This is a genomic window from Nocardioides sp. JS614, assembly GCF_000015265.1.
GTDB lineage: Bacteria > Actinomycetota > Actinomycetes > Propionibacteriales > Nocardioidaceae > Nocardioides.
This window is the reverse complement of record NC_008699.1, coordinates 854,733-870,831: the sequence shown is the minus strand read 5'-3', so window position 1 is coordinate 870,831 and position 16,099 is coordinate 854,733. Positions and strand designations below refer to the sequence as shown.

At 68.1% G+C, this 16,099-nt stretch carries 17 protein-coding genes and 1 pseudogene; 5 read left to right on the top strand and 13 right to left on the bottom strand.

Translation table 11 applies throughout. The features are described from left to right. Positions 1 to 2 precede the first annotated feature (2 nt). Both NOCA_RS05605 and NOCA_RS05600 read right to left on the bottom strand, forming a co-directional pair. Positions 3 to 593, bottom strand: coding sequence for an aromatic-ring-hydroxylating dioxygenase subunit beta (locus NOCA_RS05605; RefSeq protein WP_011754299.1), 591 nt, complete (start codon positions 591 to 593; stop codon positions 3 to 5). Continuing rightward, entirely contained in the window at positions 590 to 1,921 is a 1,332-nt protein-coding gene (locus NOCA_RS05600; protein ID WP_011754298.1) for an aromatic ring-hydroxylating oxygenase subunit alpha, read from the bottom strand. The genes NOCA_RS05605 and NOCA_RS05600 overlap by 4 nt, the downstream gene beginning before the upstream one ends. A 500-nt stretch (positions 1,922 to 2,421) precedes the next feature. Between NOCA_RS05600 and NOCA_RS05595 the strand changes: the two genes are divergently transcribed. Then, on the top strand, positions 2,422 to 2,931 hold the full coding sequence (locus NOCA_RS05595) for a carboxymuconolactone decarboxylase family protein (protein ID WP_011754297.1): 510 nt from the start codon (positions 2,422 to 2,424) through the stop codon (positions 2,929 to 2,931). Further along, a complete protein-coding gene (locus NOCA_RS05590) occupies positions 2,921 to 3,154 on the top strand; it encodes a (4Fe-4S)-binding protein (protein WP_011754296.1) in 234 nt (77 codons plus the stop codon). Before NOCA_RS05595 ends, NOCA_RS05590 begins: the two co-directional genes overlap by 11 nt. 33 nt (positions 3,155 to 3,187) lie before the next feature. Here the strand turns inward: NOCA_RS05590 and NOCA_RS27420 are convergent, their stop codons facing one another. From NOCA_RS27420 to NOCA_RS05565, 7 genes and pseudogenes are all read right to left on the bottom strand, one after another. Beyond that, positions 3,188 to 3,331, bottom strand: a complete 144-nt coding sequence (locus NOCA_RS27420) for an alpha/beta fold hydrolase (protein ID WP_158305630.1) — start codon at positions 3,329 to 3,331, stop codon at positions 3,188 to 3,190. A 736-nt stretch (positions 3,332 to 4,067) separates the two neighbouring features. Then, positions 4,068 to 4,469: a hypothetical protein gene (locus tag NOCA_RS26975; RefSeq protein ID WP_140403807.1), complete on the bottom strand. Its 402-nt coding sequence runs from the start codon at positions 4,467 to 4,469 to the stop codon at positions 4,068 to 4,070. A gap of 31 nt (positions 4,470 to 4,500) precedes the next feature. Further along, positions 4,501 to 4,812, bottom strand: coding sequence for a hypothetical protein (locus NOCA_RS05585; protein ID WP_041546239.1), 312 nt, complete (start codon positions 4,810 to 4,812; stop codon positions 4,501 to 4,503). Between the two features lie 326 nt (positions 4,813 to 5,138). Continuing rightward, the gene (locus NOCA_RS25490) at positions 5,139 to 6,095 is read right to left on the bottom strand and encodes an acyl-CoA dehydrogenase family protein (protein WP_158305629.1); all 957 of its coding nucleotides are present in this window, start codon (positions 6,093 to 6,095) and stop codon (positions 5,139 to 5,141) included. 95 nt (positions 6,096 to 6,190) lie between these two features. Continuing rightward, positions 6,191 to 6,412, bottom strand: coding sequence for an NAD(P)(+) transhydrogenase (Re/Si-specific) subunit beta (locus tag NOCA_RS05575; protein ID WP_011754293.1), 222 nt, complete (start codon positions 6,410 to 6,412; stop codon positions 6,191 to 6,193). Between the two features lie 20 nt (positions 6,413 to 6,432). Further along, positions 6,433 to 7,190: pseudogene (locus tag NOCA_RS05570) on the bottom strand (SDR family oxidoreductase). 30 nt (positions 7,191 to 7,220) lie between these two features. Then, positions 7,221 to 8,366 carry an acyl-CoA dehydrogenase family protein gene (locus NOCA_RS05565; RefSeq protein WP_011754292.1) on the bottom strand — a complete coding sequence of 382 codons (1,146 nt, stop codon included), beginning with the start codon at positions 8,364 to 8,366 and terminating at the stop codon, positions 7,221 to 7,223. Positions 8,367 to 8,481: 115 nt separating this feature from the next. Here NOCA_RS05565 and NOCA_RS05560 point away from each other — a divergent pair, with 115 nt between their 5' ends. Then, the gene (locus tag NOCA_RS05560) at positions 8,482 to 9,111 is read left to right on the top strand and encodes a TetR/AcrR family transcriptional regulator (protein WP_238383479.1); all 630 of its coding nucleotides are present in this window, start codon (positions 8,482 to 8,484) and stop codon (positions 9,109 to 9,111) included. 55 nt (positions 9,112 to 9,166) lie between these two features. Here the strand turns inward: NOCA_RS05560 and npdG are convergent, their stop codons facing one another. The 4 genes from npdG to NOCA_RS05540 are packed head-to-tail and all read right to left on the bottom strand — an operon-like array spanning position 9,167 to position 14,128. Continuing rightward, positions 9,167 to 9,835 carry an NADPH-dependent F420 reductase gene (npdG, locus tag NOCA_RS05555; protein WP_238383421.1) on the bottom strand — a complete coding sequence of 223 codons (669 nt, stop codon included), beginning with the start codon at positions 9,833 to 9,835 and terminating at the stop codon, positions 9,167 to 9,169. Positions 9,836 to 9,852: 17 nt separating this feature from the next. Beyond that, complete coding sequence (gene cofC / locus NOCA_RS05550) at positions 9,853 to 10,470, bottom strand: 2-phospho-L-lactate guanylyltransferase (RefSeq protein WP_011754289.1); 618 nt, start codon at positions 10,468 to 10,470, stop codon at positions 9,853 to 9,855. Further along, complete coding sequence (locus NOCA_RS05545) at positions 10,467 to 12,995, bottom strand: bifunctional FO biosynthesis protein CofGH (protein ID WP_011754288.1); 2,529 nt, start codon at positions 12,993 to 12,995, stop codon at positions 10,467 to 10,469. Before NOCA_RS05545 ends, cofC begins: the two co-directional genes overlap by 4 nt. Before the next feature lie 50 nt (positions 12,996 to 13,045). After that, positions 13,046 to 14,128, bottom strand: a complete 1,083-nt coding sequence (locus tag NOCA_RS05540) for an LLM class flavin-dependent oxidoreductase (RefSeq protein ID WP_011754287.1) — start codon at positions 14,126 to 14,128, stop codon at positions 13,046 to 13,048. A 63-nt stretch (positions 14,129 to 14,191) separates the two neighbouring features. Between NOCA_RS05540 and NOCA_RS05535 the strand changes: the two genes are divergently transcribed. Continuing rightward, positions 14,192 to 15,331 (top strand): CaiB/BaiF CoA transferase family protein, encoded by a 1,140-nt coding sequence (locus NOCA_RS05535; RefSeq protein ID WP_011754286.1) that lies wholly within the window; start codon positions 14,192 to 14,194, stop codon positions 15,329 to 15,331. Beyond that, entirely contained in the window at positions 15,328 to 16,095 is a 768-nt protein-coding gene (locus NOCA_RS05530; protein ID WP_011754285.1) for a crotonase/enoyl-CoA hydratase family protein, read from the top strand. Before NOCA_RS05535 ends, NOCA_RS05530 begins: the two co-directional genes overlap by 4 nt. Positions 16,096 to 16,099 lie beyond the last annotated feature (4 nt).

Here is a 16,099-nt window from a genome sequence, read left to right as displayed (position 1 = left end):
CCTCAGAAGACGATCGTGAGGTTCTCGTGGTACTGCTCGGAGTCGAGCAGGTTGGCCTGCTTCATCCGGATCCGCCATCCCTCGGCGGCCGGGGTGAGCACGTGGGCGTACCAGCCGGCATAGGTCTTGGTGACGCCCGCACGGAACTCGTTGACGATGAAGTTGGACCGGACGAGCCGCGCGCCCGAGGGCTCGTCGAGCACCTCGACGTTGCCGACGAGCCGCCGGGTCCGCGAGGCCGGGATCTGGCTGTAGGCCAGGCCCGTGCGCAGCCAGTAGACGCGGTCGGTCAGGCGTCTACGGTCGTCGAACGCGTGGGAGACCTCCGTGCGGGGGTCACCACCGCCGGCGGTGACCGGGACCCAGTAGAGGCAGTCGTCGCTGAACAGCTCGAGCCAGTCGTTGAACCGGCCCTCGTCGATCAGCCGCGCCTCCCTGGTGAGGAAGGAGGCCGTGCCCGTCAGGTCGGCCGGGTCGGCGTCGGGCCAGTCCTCGACGAACATCGCGCGGAAGCGGTCGAGGTCGGCATAGAAGTCCGCGTCGACGTGGTAGGAGAACGAGGAGGTGTCCGTGTACTCGGCGGGGATGCTCATGCCGTCTCGACCTTCTGCTCGCCGCCCATGCGCTTGACCCATTCGACGTAGTAGCTGCGCATGTGCAGTTCGTCGGTCACCGCGGTCTTGACGACCCCGTCCGCACCGACGCTCTGCCATCCGGTCCCGAGGCCGCGGTTCATGAGGATCCACTCGTCCTCGACCACCTCGAGACCGCGCTGGACCTCCTCGAAGTTGGCCTGGTCGTCAGGTTCGCCGAAGGCCGGGAAGTCCTCCTGGGTGCGCATCCGGACGGTGTTCACCTCCTCGGGAACCCCACCGATCGACGTGGCGTGCCAGGTCAGCTGGGTGCGGCTCACGGCCAGGGGCTCGATGACCTGGATCTGGTTCCCGATGATGAGCAGGTTCGGGAAGATGCTGAGGTTGATCTGGGAGCCGACGCACAGGTCCAGGAGCTCGTCGGCACGGTCGGGGTACTGCTCACGGATGAGCTCCTCGAGCTTCTCCCGTCCCGGCTGCGGCCGCTGGTTGGCCCAGAAGCTCCCCGGGCCGTCATAGGCGGGCCGCTGGTCGATCACGCTGTGACCGTTGCCGAGCGAGTAGGCCGCGAGCGGCCCGTCGTCGGGCGTGCGACCGAAGTAGGACATGTCCTTCGACTCGCCCATCCTGGACGCCATCTCCAGCAGCGAGCGGTGGGAGAACGCCGGATGGTATCCGTCACCGGCGTTGTCGTAGGCCAGCTTCCAGTTCCCGCGGTACCCCATCCGGAAGGCGCCGCTGCGAACCCGGACGTCGCCCCCTGGAGCACGATCGATCCAGTAGTCCAGCCACGTCGTGGCGGGGCCGAGCCAGTCCGGCACCGAGGGGGCCTCGTCGTTGAGGGTGCCGAAGATGAAGCCCCGGTAGGTCTCGATGCGGTTGACCTTCCGGAGCCCGAACTCGGACTTGTCGAAGCCGCTGCCGTATCCCTCGGGCCACGGCGTCCCGACCAGTTCTCCGGTGTTGCGGAACGTCCAGCCGTGGTAGGGACACTGGAAGCTCTTCGCGACACCCGACTCGTCACGACAGATCGTGGCACCGCGGTGCGCGCAGCGATTGAAGATGCCGTGGAGAGCACCCTCGCGGTCGCGGGTCACGATCAGGGGGCGCAACCCCATCCGGACCGAGAGGTAGGAGTTGGGCTCCGGCACCTGTGACTCGTGGCCGAGATAGACCCAGGACTCACCACCGAAGACCCTGACCATCTCTTCGGCAAAGACCCCCGGGTCCGTGTACAAGGTGCGATGGACCCGGTCCTCCAGCACCCGGTCGCTCCACCTGCTCAAACCGATGAGGGGCTTGCCGGTCGTGGATTCGCTGATGGTCATGTCCCTACCTTCATGCCGTCTTCGACTGACCCCGAGGAACCGCTAGACACCAGTGATCAATGACGCGCGGGTACTCACTGGTCGTTGCTCGTCGTTGAGGTGATCTCGGACTGACCTGACGCTAGAGAAGGAACTCAATGACCACAAAGACCAAAAGCGGCCGCATTGATCAACTGGTTCGATCGATGCTTCCCCCCGGGCCGCTCCGGTTCGGGTGGGGCCGAGAGAGGGCGGCCACACTGCCGCGGGAGCTCATCCGCGGGGTGGCGAGATCCGCGACTTCACTAGCGCCTTTCCCTTCAGCAACGATGGCATGTTCAGCACACCCGCGACCTGCTGCCCCGGCTAGCGGCCACGGGCGCGGAGATGCACCCACACCGACGAGAACACCTTCCACTGGGTCAAGCGCTACCACCCGAGTACCGAGCTGCGCTGGGTAGACGCGCGCCGGCTTCGACGGATAGCCGGGCGTCACTTCGCCGGGTGAGTACCGTCGGGGCATGGAGGACACCCGCCGGTGGGTCTACGCCGACAAGCAGCTGCCCGCGATCCACGGCGCGATGGCGAACGTGTCCACGGAGATCAGGGGCCGTGCCGCCGACCTGGGCATCGACCGGGCGGTGCTCGAGCTGGTCAACCTGCGGTGCTCGCAGATCAACGGGTGCGCGTTCTGCCTGCACCTGCACACCCACCTCGCCCTCCGCGCCGGCGAGTCGCCGCAGCGGATCGCCGTACTGCCCGCCTGGCGCGAATCGGGGATGTTCACCAGGGTCGAGGAGGCTGCCCTCGCGATCGCCGAGGCGGTCACCCGGGTCGCCGACGGGCACCTGTCCGACGACGACTACGACCTGCTGCGCGAGGACCTCACCGACGACCAGCTCGCGCTGCTCGTCTACTCCGCCTCGATGATCAACGCGTTCAACCGGGTCTCGATCCTCAGCCACCACCCGGTCACCCACCGGGAGTCGTTCGGCGCGCCACCCGTCAGGAGGGACACCCATGACCAGTAAGCGCTACACCGGCCCGCTCGTCGACGTCACCGACGAGCGGGAGCTGTGCATCCACTCCGCGGTGTGCGTGCGTGGCATGCCCGCGGTGTTCGACACCAGTCGCCGGCCGTGGATCGACCCGAGGGAGGCCGCCACCCCCGACCTCGCCGACCAGCTGCGCGCCGTGGTGGCGCGGTGCCCGTCAGGTGCGCTGCAGATCGTGGAGCACGGGGAGGACCAGTAGCGTTCCGGACCCAGCCCTCCGGCCGGCGAGACGTCAGCCGTGCTGGACGAAGCCAGCCACGATGCGGTTGAGCTCGTCGGCGTGGTCGAGCGGGGGCCAGTGGCCGCAGCGGTTGATGACGTGCGCCCGCGGGTCCGGGATGCGGGCAGCGGCGACGAGGGTGCCTTCGAACGTCACGACCCGGTCGCCTCGGCGGCGCGTTCATCGCCTCCCAGGTCGACCCGAAGCGCAGGGTCGCGGTGCAGATGGCCGAGCCGGTCCAGGCGGTCGCCGACCGCGGCGAGGCGGTACCCGCCGAGGCTTGACGCCGGGCGTCTGACCGGATCACGGCCAGGACGGGCGCGTCGGCGCACTTGTTGACGAGCACGGGCGATCACCCGCGCAGGGGGCGGGCGGTATGCCGCCCGTCGTGGACGGCGATCGTCGAGTCGGCGCGGTCCACACGCTCGAAGGGCTGGTCTCAGCGTGATGCGCTGAGACCGGCCCTTCTCGTGTGGAGCTGAGGGGATTCGAACCCCTGACCTTCTCTGAAGGACGAGCCCTGAAGAGTCCTCGATGGATCTCGGTCTCTCTTGAACCAAGCCGCTCAATCTGCAGCCCTGCAACGGATCTGAGATCTTGGGGCTGTCAACGCTACCTCATCACCTCGAATGAACTCGGTGGCCTTCGGAGTTCATTGCTGCTGACATTTCGGTACGCCGGGACGAACCGCCTGGACATGCTCTGAGATCACAGGCGTATCGGAACTAGCCGGGCAACGACTCATCCAACCGGGCCGGCAAAGTGCCAATCACGCCCTCGGATCTCCCCACGAGATCAACGTACCGGGGGTCGATCTGGGTCAGTTTCAGCACCAAGCCGTGTCGGCTGACGAACGATCGTGACTGGACGTTGCAGATGGCCACTCGAGCAGTCACCAGCCGCGGTGGAGGTTCGGGAGTCCGCGAATCGCAGCAGCGATGAGGTGCGACGAAAGACGGTCACCGGCAACCTCACAACCGTGTAGGTCGACACGGAGACCAGCGACCACGAGCTTCAAGGCATCGACCTCCTCGCCATGCACCATGAACTCAGTTCGCTTGTAGGCGATGGCTCCGGCAAGGCCTCCAGTTGGGTCCGTGAGCAGAAGTAAGGAGTGATCGTTGTGCGGCGCTTCATGCGCCGCCGCATTGAGAGCAGTCTGGCGCAGATATTCCTGGACTTCGCGCTGGTGTTCGTTTCCATCCGTCGGACCACATGAAGGGCAGTCGGCGCCAGAGTCGCATTCGAACCGGCGTAGCGCGGGTCGGTCTCCTTCGGTGGCGCTGCGAATCACCCATGACATCCCCGGGCAAACCCTCGTATACCTACGGCCGGGGTCCGAGCAGGTCGTCGATGGCAGATTCGTCCACGGAGCTCAGTGAGCCGACGGCTGACATCTTCTCCTTGTAGCGCTCCGCCAACGCGATGCCAGGTGGGATCTCCGAACGGTTGATGTATCGGACGTGTGTGTCAGGAAGATCTTCAGCGAGCTGGCGTACGAGAGTGTGTTCGTAAGTGGTGACGACCCCAAGGACAACGAGCCCCGCACCCTGGGCCTGCCGGCCCACCTCGTCGGCCAACTCGCCACCCACATCACCGACCAGGGTCCCGATCCTGCACTGGTCACGCGACGGCATCGACACCTTCCTCGTGCACGACGAGGTCACCAGCTACCGATTCCGCGTCGCGGCCGCGTAGCCGATCACCCCGCGCGATGACCGCCATCCATGCACGCCCAGACATGGTGACCTCAACGCAGTCACACCGGCTCACCTTGCCCGTCGAGCCGTCCGACACGGCGAGTTCCCCCCTTGCCTTCGCCGTCAGCCGACCTCGTGAGTCAGCAGCGCTGCGACCTCCCTGCTATAGATATCGCTCCTCCCCGGATGGAGTGCTCACCAGCCGCCGACGACAGGGTCTCCCAAAGCGCCGAAGTCCACGAGCTTGATGTCCTCGAGCGGCTTCACTCCGGCCTCGCTCCCTGGGGTCGGCATACTACCTGCCGACGACGAGGACGTACGAGATGTCTGTCGTGTTCTGGTACGTTGCCGACCAGTCCGTCCGCCAGATGAACATCGAGTCGTACCCGTTCGAGTGGCTGCCTCAGTGTCGACCGCTGCCCACGGCTCATCGTGGCGACCGCCGCGGCCACTAGGCCTCCGGCCGTGTTGGCCCACTGCGCCAGATCGGCGACGGGAGGCACGACGCGCGGCATCGAGCACGTCGCGCGACCTGCCCTGGAGTCGATCGCGTGGGCGGTTCGGTGGACGGCACCACGGAGGACGTCCAGGCTGGCGCGGACGGCCCGCGGGACACCATGACCGTGGCCAGCTGCGACCTCGACCAACCGTTCGACCGCGCCAAGGACGTCGGCGGCCAGCAAGACATTCGCCCGAGCTGCAGTGGCAGCAAGCAAGGCGACGGCGGGGCCGTCGAGCGGCTCGCTGGGCACCCGGTCGAGGCTCAGATGAGCGAGGGTGCGCGACGGGTCGAGCAGGTCGTACGCCCGGCTGCAGACCCTCGCATCCGTGGCGTCGACCAGCCGGAGCTGGGGGCCGTGGGCGCAGCGCACCGGTGCAACGAGCCAGCGAGCGGTGTCGCCGGCGAGCACGCCCGGCAGGCAACCAGTGAGGTCACCGGCGGCGGAGATCTCCAGGGTCGCGCCCCCCCTGGCGCCAAATGCGGGAATCAACCACGCCGCACCTTCCCCCAACAGGGCACGGTCGAGCACCTCGTGTCGAGCGACGGCGTCGACGGCGAGCACGGTCGAGAGCCACGCACCGGATGGGGCGGTCGCCCGGCTGAGCTCCTCGGCCGTGAGGGCCAGGGCGAGCAAGCCTCCTCCGCGTCCGCCGAGCCCTTCGGGCGTCCCGATCTCCAGCCAGCCGGCCCCGATGAACTGGGACTCGAACTCGCTCACGGTTTGTCCGTCGCAGTCCGGGCGAGGCCAGCCGGCCGCAGCGAGCCACGCCCGGAGAGCCCTCTGGCGCGCGATCTGGCGCGCGGACAGGTTGGTCACAGCTCCTGCACCAGTTCGTCGACGCGCTGCTTGGCGTCACGGAAGAGCATCGAACTGTTGGGGCCGAAGAAGAGCGGGTTCTGGACGCCTGCGCACCCCGAGGCCATCGGGTCGACCATCACGTCGTACCCCAGCCCGATGAGGCGGGTGACCGCGCTGGAAGTCGCAGCAACGCGACGCTCGCCGTCCGCGGACTCGCGGAGAATTCGGATCACCATGATTGTCTGTCCTCCTACCGTCATCGACTCACGCACCGCCGCTCAGCGTCAGGACGCCGTCCAGGGAGCACCTGGCCAGCCGTCCGGGCGGCATTGTCGGCGGCCAGGAAGGCGACAGCGGCAGCGACGTCCGCGGGATCACCTAGGCGACCCAGCGGATACCTGGCTGCGACGCTCTCCTCCTTGCCCTCGAAGAGCGGATCAGCGAAGCGGGTGCGCACGACGGCGGGAGCGACGGCATTCACACGGATCGCCGGCGCCAACTCGTGGGCGAGCTGGCCAGTGAGGTGGAGCAGCGCGGCCTTGGGCGCGCCGTACAGCCCGATCCCGCCTGCGGGCCGGAGGCCGGCGACGGAGGCGATGTTGACGACAGTTCCACCCTCTCCCAGTCCCGCGACCCGAGCGGCACGGACCCACCCAAGTGCAGCTAGGACGTTGATCGCGAAGGTCTTTCCCGCGCCCCGGGCTTCCGCCTCGAGCAGCGGTCCGGCTGCGAGATTCACGCCCGTGTTGTTGACGAGGACGTCGAGGCGGCCGAACTCCTCGACCACGTGGGCCGTCGTCGCCACCTGGTGCTCCACGTCGTCGGCACGTCCGGCCACGCCGATGGCTCGACCACTCCCCCCAAGGACTCGACGGCGTCGGCGAGGTCAAAGGCGTTGCGTCCGGTGATGCAGACCCGCCCGCTCTCGTCGACGATCCGGCTCGCGATCGCAAGCCCGATGCCTCGGCTCGCGCCCGTGACCAGCGCGATGCGTCCCTTGAACCGTCCCCTCATCGCACGTTCTCCCGAGCCCCGGCGATCCGCTCACAGGCCCAGGTCACGGCCGATCAACTCCTTCATGATCTCGTTGGAACCGGCCCAGATCTTGGTCACCCGCGCGTCCTGCCAGGCCCGCGCCACTCGCTGCTCGTTCATGAAGCCGTAGCCGCCGTGCAGCTGAACGCAGTGGTCGACCACGTCGTTCTGCACGTCGGCGCTCCACCACTTGGCCTTGGCGGCGTCGACGGGCGTGAGCTCACCGCGACTATGGGCCAGCACGCACTGATGGACGAAGGTCTGCGTCACCTCGACGCGGGTTGCGAGTTCGGCGAGCAGGAACTTGTTGTGCTGGAAGCTGCCGATCGGCGACCCGAAGGCCCGGCGCTCGCGCACGTAGCCGAGCGTCTCGTCCAGGATCTGCGCAGCGTGGGCGATGTTGGAGGTCGCGGCGCCGATCCGCTCCTGCGTCAGGCCGCCCATCATGTGCTGGAAGCCCCGATCAAGCGTGCCGATCAGGTTCTCCGCCGGGAGGACGAGGTCCTCGAAGAAGAGCTCGGCCGTGTCCGCCTCAGGCTGCCCGACCTTGTCCAGCTTGCGGCCTCTGCTGAAGCCGCGCCGGTCAGCCTCCACCGCGAATAGGGAGATGCCGCGCGAGCGGCTGCCGGGAGTCGTTCGCGCCGCGACCACGACGAGGTCCGCGGAGGAGCCGTTGGTGATGAAGGTCTTGCTGCCGTTCAGGCGCCACCCCTCGGAGCACGGTTCCGCCGTCGTGCGCAGGGCTGCCAGGTCGGAGCCGACTGACGGCTCGGTCATCCCGATCGCTGTGACAAGCTCGCCGGTGACGAACCCCGGCAACCACCGCTGGCGCTGTTCGGGCGTCGTCAACTCCACCAGGTACGGCGCGACCACATCGAAGTGGATGCTCAGCGACGAGGCGAGTGCCATGTTGACCCGCGCGAGCTCCTCGATGAGCACGGCGTTGAAGCGGTAGTCATCGGCGTCCGCGCCACCGTAGGACTCGGGGACGCATAGCCCGAGATAGCCCTGCCGTCCGGCCTCAAGCCACAGTTCGCGAGGGAACCCTCCCGCGATGCGATGAGCGTCGGCGTGTGGCCACACCTCCCGTGCCAGGAACTGCCGCACCGACCCCCGGAACGATTCGTGCTCCGAGTCGTAGATCGAGCCCAGCACTCCGTCTCCTCGCGCTGCTACCGTTTTGGTTTCTAAGCGCTCGCTTAGAAACTTCCGAGCTTAGATAACATGACGAACCAGCTCGCCGTCAAGAGATCGGTACGAACGGCCCATGATTTCGACGACACGGACATCCGGATCGCCGACCCCACGCGCTAACGCTCGCGGCGAGCGCGCCAGACTGCGGCTCCTCGACGCGGCCCTGTCGGCCTTCGCGACACAGGGCTTCCACGGGACGAGCACACGTGACATCGCCGAGGCCGCGGCGATGAGTCCGGCCGCGGTCTACGTCCACTACCGCACCAAGGAGGAACTGCTCTTCCAGCTGTCGCTTCACGGCCACCGCGAGATCCGCCGTGTGGTGGAAACGGCATTGGGCCGCCCCGAGCCGCCTGCCGCCCGACTGCGAGGACTCGTCGCCGACTACACGGCCTGGCACGCCCGATCGCATGTGCAGGCGCGCGTGCTGCAGTACGAGTTCGCGGCACTCCTTCCGGAGCACGCCGAGCAGATCGCCGCGATCCGCGGTGCCATCGAGGCGATGTTCCAAGGTGCCATCACCGACGGCGTGGATGCGGGCATCTTCCGCATCGACGACGTCAAGATGACCAGTCTCGCGCTCCTGTCGCTCGGGATCGACGTCGCCCGCTGGTTCCGCCCGGGCGGAGCTCGCTCGCCGGACGAGATCGGCAACTACTACGGAGAGATCGCGCTGCGGGTCTGCGGTCACCCCGGCGATCTCTGACTGGACACGTATCGCCCGACACCACGACCTCCTCGCGGCGTTCAAGGCATGGCGGTCACGACCCGTTGAGCCCGGTGACCCGGATTCCGGAGTGGGTCTTGTACTTGCGGTTGATGGAGATCAGCACCGCGGTGAATGGCTCCAGGACCCGCGCCAGGCGTAGCTTGCCGCCATCGACCCCCGGTCGGCCGGTCACCGACACGGCCAGCTCCATTGCGACCTTCTTGCCCTCTGTCGAGTCTCCGACGACGATGACGTCTTCGTCGAGGAACTCCTCCTCGCCCCAGAGCATGGGGGCGGCGACGTTGTGGAATGCGCCGACGACTGTTGCCTCGGGAGCGATCTCGGCGCAGGACTCCGCTGCCGAACCCTCGCCGTTGCCGATGACCCGGCCACGGACACCGCGTTCGTCGAAGACGAGCGGGTTCACGCAGGAGATGACCGTCTTGCTGGCGAGCCCTCCCGTGGTAGCCAAGGAGGCTACGAGCGCGTCATGGCCGTCGTAGGGCACGGCGAGGAGGACGACCTCCGCGGCGGTGACGGCGTCGGCGTTGGTAGCTCCGCGGACGGCCCCCGCGCCGGTGACCGACGCCAGACGCCCCGCCACTTGGGCGGCGGCGGCCTCGGCTCTCTCGGCGAGCCGGGATCCAAGGATGATGTCGTGACCGTGACGCGCGAATCGGTAGCCCAACCCCTTCCCCTGCGGGCCGGTGCCGCCGATCACGGCGATCGTGTATGTCTTCATCGTGCCTCTCTGGTGTGAACGAGGCGGAGCTGGAACGGGTCCGCCGGAGTGTCGAGGTCCGTGCGGATGCCGCGCGCAGCACCTTCGATGGGTACCGATCCCAGCCGTGCGAAGTGGAGCGCCGAGTCCTCGCCGAAGACCATGGGTAGCCGGAGCCCGGGAGGCACGGACACCAGTGTCGTCCCCGTGCCGTGGTGGTCGGGCACGTGGCGCGGGACCGACGACCTTGCCGCGTCGAGAAGCGCGGCGCGCAGGTCGTCGGACTCCAGGCGAGGAAGGTCCGCGACAAGAACCACGATGCGCGCCCGGGCGTGTTGCTGCCCAAGTGCGTACATCCCTGCCTGCAGGGCGGAGTTCAGGTCGGGGCCGCTGTCGTGCAGGACCTCGATGCCGAGCCGGATCGAATGGCGCGTCACGTGTTCGTCGGCGGTCAGCACCACCACCTGATGGGGAGCGAGCAGGGACGTCGCGACGTCCAGCGTGCGGCGGAAGAGCCACTCGGCGGTGGCGCGGCGCGTTGCGGCATCCGAGGACAGACGCGACTTGGCCGTGGATAGCCGCTTGACCGGAAGCAGCAGCCGCACGTCCTGCAGGGGGTCGGCGGCTGCTCTCACGAGGCGACTCGGTCGTAGAGGGTGGTCCGCTCACGGACGGGACGCTCGATGCCAGCACCGATCTCGACCAGCTCGGGGACGGTCTTGGCAGACCCGTGCTCGGAGCCGGCCATCCGCGAGATCGTCTCTTCCATCAGCGTCCCACCGAGGTCGTTGGCACCGGCTCGGAGCATCGCGCGGGTGCCGTCGACGCCGAGCTTGACCCAGGAGGTCTGGATGTTGTCGATGCGGCCGTGCAGAAGGATCCGGGCCATCGCGTGCACGGCCAGATTGTCGCGGTGAGTGGGGCCGGGACGGGCGACGCCGGCGAGGTAGATCGGCGCAGATGTGTGCACGAACGGCAGCGGGACGAACTCGGTGAAGCCACCTGTCTCGTCCTGGATGGTCTTGAGGACGTTGAGGTGCCGCACCCAGTGGCGTGGGTTGTCGACGTGGCCGTACATCATGGTTGAGGTGGTCGGGATCCCGATCCGGTGCGCGGTGGAGATGATCTCGATCCAGGTGGACGTGGGAAGCTTGCCCTTGGTCAGCACCCAGCGGACCTCGTCGTCGAGGATCTCAGCGGCCGTGCCTGGCAGCGAGCCGAGCCCGGCTTCGCGGGCCTTGATGAGGAAGTCTTCGATGGACATTCCCGTCCGGGCGGTGCCGTTGACGACCTCCATCGGGGAGAAGGCGTGCACGTGCATGTCGGGCACCTGCTGCGTGACCGCGGCTGCGATGTCGAAGTACGCGGACGCCGGAAGCTCCGGGTCGATGCCGCCTTGCATGCACACCTCGGTGGCGCCGAGGTCCCAGGCTTCCTGGGCGCGGTCGGCGACCTCGTCGTAGGAGAGCTGGTAGGCGTCGGCGTCGGTCTTGCGCTGCGCGAAGGCGCAGAAGCGACATCCGACGTAGCAGACGTTCGTGAAGTTGATGTTGCGGTTGACGACGTAGGTGACGTCGTCGCCGACGGTCTCCCGGCGCAGCTCGTCGGCGAGCTTCACCACCTGGGCCAGTAGATCGCCCTCGGCCGTCATCAGCGCCAGCGCATGCTCGTCGGAGAGGTTGCCGGGATCCCTTTCCGCCGCACGCAGTGCTTCACCGCCCGCCGCATGGAGCGCGGCGGGGGTGTTCGTGCGACTGGCGGCCACACGAACCGCCTCCCAGTCGCCGTACACAGTGTCGAAGTCGCTGCGCCGGTCGGCCGACCGACCCTCGGTGTCGACGGCGGCGTGGAGGTCTGTGCGGCCCGCCGAGGAGAAGCCACCGTCGGGTTCCTGCCACGGCAGGCCGGTGGGACGGATCCCGGGGACAGCCAGTCCATCTGGCCCGGCCAACGCGGCGACGTGGCCGACGATCCGCGGGTCGAGCCACGCCTGGCCCCGCTCGAGGGAGCCTCTGACGTATTCGGGATGCACCGTCAGGCGGGCTTTCAGCTCGAAGCCGCTCGCCTCGGTGAGGACGCGCAGCCGCTCGAGCGAGGGCCAGGGCCGCTCGGGGTTGACGTGGTCGGGCGTGAGCGGGGAGACCCCACCCCAGTCGTCGACACCCGCTCCGAGGAGCAGGCGGCACTCCTTGGAGCCGGCAGAGCTGTCGACCAGGTTGGGAGGCGCCTGGATCCGCGCCCGCGGGCCTAGCACGAGACGGGTGACGGCGATGGCGGCGCGGTACTCGTCGAGTCCGAGGTCGTCGACGTGGCGCATCACCGTGCCCGGCTTGGCGCGGAAGTTCTGGACGATCACCTCCTGGATCGCCCCATAGGCACGCGACGTCGTGCGAATGGCGAAGATCGTCTGGGCCCGCTCTTCGAGGGTCTCGCCGATCCCGACGAGCACACCGGTCGTGAAGGGGATGCCGTGGCGCCCGGCGTCCTCGAGGACCCGGAGGCGCACCTTGGGATCCTTGTCGGGCGAACCGTAGTGGGCGAGCCCGGGTGACTCGAAGAGCCGCCGCGACGTGGTCTCCAGCATCATCCCCATCGATGCGGACACCGGCCTGAGCAGGTTGAGCTCCTCCCACGACATCACGCCCGGGTTCAGGTGCGGCAGCAGGCCGGTTTCCTCCAGCACCAAGACGGACATCGCGCGGACATAGGCAAGCGTCGAGTCGTAGCCCTGCTCGTCGAGCCAGTCCCGCGCCTCGGGCCACCGGTCTTCGGGTCGGTCACCGAGGGTGAACAGCGCTTCGAGGCAGCCGAGCCGGGCGCCTTGGCGAGCGATCTCCAGAATCTCGTCGGGCGTGAGGTAGGGCGACCGCCCGTCCCGCGCGCCCTGAGCGGGTGTTTCGACGAACGTGCAGTAGTGACAGCGGTCGCGGCAGAGCCGGGTGACCGGGATGAACACCTTGGGGGAGTAGGTGACCACGCCGGGTCGACCGGCGGCCATCAGTCCCGCGTCACGTACTCTCGCCGCCGCAGCCGTCAGCCTGTCGAGGTCGTCCCCACTCGCCGCGAGCAGCGCGGTGGCCTCGTCCATGTCGAGGGAGGCGCCGCGCTCCGCGCGCGTGAGCGCCCGACGGATCTGATGGGGGGTGACCGAGGACGTCATCGCCACTCGCTTTCTCGGGAGTGAGTCAGGTGCAGCCCGCTGATGCGGGGTCAACGATCCTCGGCCGCCGTGCGGGGCGGGCGCCCCAAGGCACGCGCGACGGCGGCCAGGCTGGCGTCGTAGTCACTGATTCGGACCGGGTTGATCCCGGCGTACGTGACCCCGGCTCGCCGGTATTCGGCCAGCTTCTCCACCACTGCGAACCCGTCACCGATCGCCGCGATGTCTCGGACCAGGGCTCCGGACGCGAGACTGTCCATCGCCGACTCCGGCATCGGATTCTCGAGGTCTTCATAGGCATCGACCTCGTTGATCAGTGCGAGGTCGTCCAGGTACCCGTGCCGTTCGAGGATCGCCCGGTAGAACGGCAGTCGGAGGTTGTGGGCAATCTGCCGGACGTACAGCCGTCGAACGGACTCCGGATCGTCGGTCACGGCGACCGGGATCGACGCCACCACGTCGAAACCCTCCAGGGTCTTGCCGATCCGCGCACGACCTTCGCGGACGTGCGGGATCACCGTTTCCTCGAAGTATCCCGGCGTGGCGAGCCAGACCATGACTCCCTGGGCAACCTCGCCGGCGAGACGGAGCATCGCAGGCGAGAGCGCGCCGATGAGAAGGGGCATCTCCGGTGCGGTGGCGATCCCGACCAGCGGCATGTCCGAGGCCCACCTGTCCGCCTTCTTCAACGGCTCGCCGTCCAGCACTCCGCGCATGATCGCGACATACTCGCGCATCTCGGCGACCGGCCGCTCCATCGCGGCGCCGTACCACCGCTGCATGACCAGGCGGTGACCCGAACCCAGTCCGAGCTTGATCCGGCCCCCCGACAGGTCCCAGAGTGTCGCTGCGGACTGTGCCATCGAGGTCGGCGTACGCAGGTAGATCGGCGAGACCCCGACGCCGATCTCGATGTCCCGAGTCAGCACGGAGGCCGCAGCCATCAAGGCCATCGAGTCTGCGCCGTTGACCTGCGTGGCGAATGCCGCGTCGTAGCCCTCCCACTCCGCGACCCGGAAGCGACGGATCGCTTCGGTAGCGTCGGGAGGCCGGAGGACGAAGGCGCCGAGCTTGAGCTCCGCGGCGACCTCGGCGGACGTCCGGGCCTGGTCCGAGTTGGTGGCGTGGGTCACAGTGGCGATGTTAACGAACGTTCGTTAGCCTGACAAGGATCGCGTTGCACGGAGGAGGGATCGATGGCTGGACCGTTGGCCGGGATGCGCGTGATCGAGCTTGCAGGAATCGGCCCTGGACCTTTCTGCGGCATGCTCCTCGGGGACCTGGGAGCCGACGTGGTCGTCATCGAGAGGCCGCTCCCAGCTGGGCCTGAGGCAGCCCTGGTCGACAACGGGATGTTGCGCCGCAACCGCAGGTCGCTCGTGGCCGATCTGAAGAGTCCTGGGTCGGCGGACATGGTGCTGGACCTCGTGCGCGAGGCAGACATCATCTTCGAGGGCATGCGGCCCGGCGTGGCAGAACGGCTGGGCGTCGGACCCGAGGCCTGCCTGGCCGTGAACCCTCGAGTCGTGTACGGGCGCATGACGGGCTGGGGCCAGCACGGCCCACTGGCCCGGCGAGCTGGGCACGATCTCAACTACATCTCAATGACCGGGGTGTTGAACCTCATTGGCCACGACCGCCCCGCGCCGCCGTTGAACCTCGTCGGCGACTTCGGTGGCGGGGCGATGCTGCTCGCCGTCGGACTCCTGGCCGCCGTCACCCATGCTCGCACCACGGGCGAGGGCCAGGTCGTCGATGCCGCCATGTTCGACGGCACCAATCTGCTCATGACGATGTTCTGGGACGCTTACAGCAAAGGCAGCTGGATCGACCGCCGAGCGAGCAACATCCTCAACGACGGCTCGCCCTTCAACACCGTGTACCAGTGCAGGGATGGATCGTGGCTCGCGGTCGCGCCCATCGAACCGCAGTTCCGCGAGCGGATGATGAGCCTGATGGAACTGACCATCGAACCGGGCGAGTTGGGGCTCGACCGCGAGATGTGGCCGGCGCTCGAGGCGAAGCTGCGGACCGCATTTGCCAGCCGAGACAGGGACGAGTGGCTGAGGCTGTTGTCCGGTAGCGACACGTGCGTCACGCCGGTGCTCGGCCTGGACGAGGTCCCCCTGACTGCGCACGCGAGGGCGCGCGGCTCTTTCCTCCCGGCTCCGCGGGGTGGCCAGCAACCGGCCCCCGCTCCCCGGTTCAGCGTCACCACACCTGCCGACCCAGCTCTGCCGCCGGCGTACGGGGCAGACACCGACACGGTTCTGGCCGAGATCGGCTACTCCCCCGAACGCATCGCCTGCTTGCGCGAAGTGGGGGCCATCTCATGACCGAGGAAGCGGTGCTGACGTCCCAGCGGGACGGCGTGCTGGTCGTCACCCTGAACCGGCCGAACATGCGCAACGCGATCAACGAGGAGCTCTCGCTCGGCGTCGCGGAGGCCATGGCTCGGCTCGACCAGAGCGACGCCCTCCGCGTCGCCGTCCTGCACGGCGCGGGTGGCACGTTCTGCGCGGGCATGGACCTACGGGCCTTCAGCGCGCGCCCACCGGAAGAGGCCGCCGCTGCGCTCGCCCGCCTGGTACGGCACTCGACCCGGAAGCCGCTGGTCGCCGCGATCGACGGATTCGCCGTCGGAGGCGGTCTCGAACTCGCGCTTGCTTGTGACCTGATGGTCGCCACGCCGGACGCCAGGCTCGGAATTCCGGAGGTGGCCCGCGGCCTGGTTCCCTCCGGTGGCGCCCTGCTCCGACTGCCCCATCGACTCCCGTACAACGTGGCCCTCGACATGGCCCTCACCGGTCAACCGATCTCCGGCATCCGTGCCCACGAGCTAGGCCTGGTGTCACGGCTGGCCGATCCCGGCGACCCGCTCGGCATGGGACTTGCCGTCGCCGCCTCGATCGCCGCAGCGGGGCAACTCGCCGTCAACGGAAGCAAGACGATCATGAGTCGTCGCATCGACGACGCCGAGTCAGCCGAGGCGTGGGAGGCACAGTTCGCGGTCACCCTGGACACCAATGCCTCCGAGGACGCGCACGAGGGCATCAGGGCATTCCTGGAGAAGCGCGCCCCCGTGTTCCGCGGTCGCTGACCTG

What these genes read in the sequence shown, in the direction of transcription:
- NOCA_RS05605 (WP_011754299.1), bottom strand. Translation starts at nt 593, where the DNA reads ATGAGCATCCCCGCCGAGTACACGGACACCTCCTCGTTCTCCTACCAC.
- NOCA_RS05600 (WP_011754298.1), bottom strand. Translation starts at nt 1,921, where the DNA reads ATGACCATCAGCGAATCCACGACCGGCAAGCCCCTCATCGGTTTGAGC.
- NOCA_RS05595 (WP_011754297.1), top strand. Translation starts at nt 2,422, where the DNA reads ATGGAGGACACCCGCCGGTGGGTCTACGCCGACAAGCAGCTGCCCGCG.
- NOCA_RS05590 (WP_011754296.1), top strand. Translation starts at nt 2,921, where the DNA reads ATGACCAGTAAGCGCTACACCGGCCCGCTCGTCGACGTCACCGACGAG.
- NOCA_RS05585 (WP_041546239.1), bottom strand. Translation starts at nt 4,812, where the DNA reads ATGCCGTCGCGTGACCAGTGCAGGATCGGGACCCTGGTCGGTGATGTG.
- NOCA_RS05575 (WP_011754293.1), bottom strand. Translation starts at nt 6,412, where the DNA reads ATGGTGATCCGAATTCTCCGCGAGTCCGCGGACGGCGAGCGTCGCGTT.
- NOCA_RS05545 (WP_011754288.1), bottom strand. Translation starts at nt 12,995, where the DNA reads ATGACGTCCTCGGTCACCCCCCATCAGATCCGTCGGGCGCTCACGCGC.
- NOCA_RS05535 (WP_011754286.1), top strand. Translation starts at nt 14,192, where the DNA reads ATGGCTGGACCGTTGGCCGGGATGCGCGTGATCGAGCTTGCAGGAATC.
- NOCA_RS05530 (WP_011754285.1), top strand. Translation starts at nt 15,328, where the DNA reads ATGACCGAGGAAGCGGTGCTGACGTCCCAGCGGGACGGCGTGCTGGTC.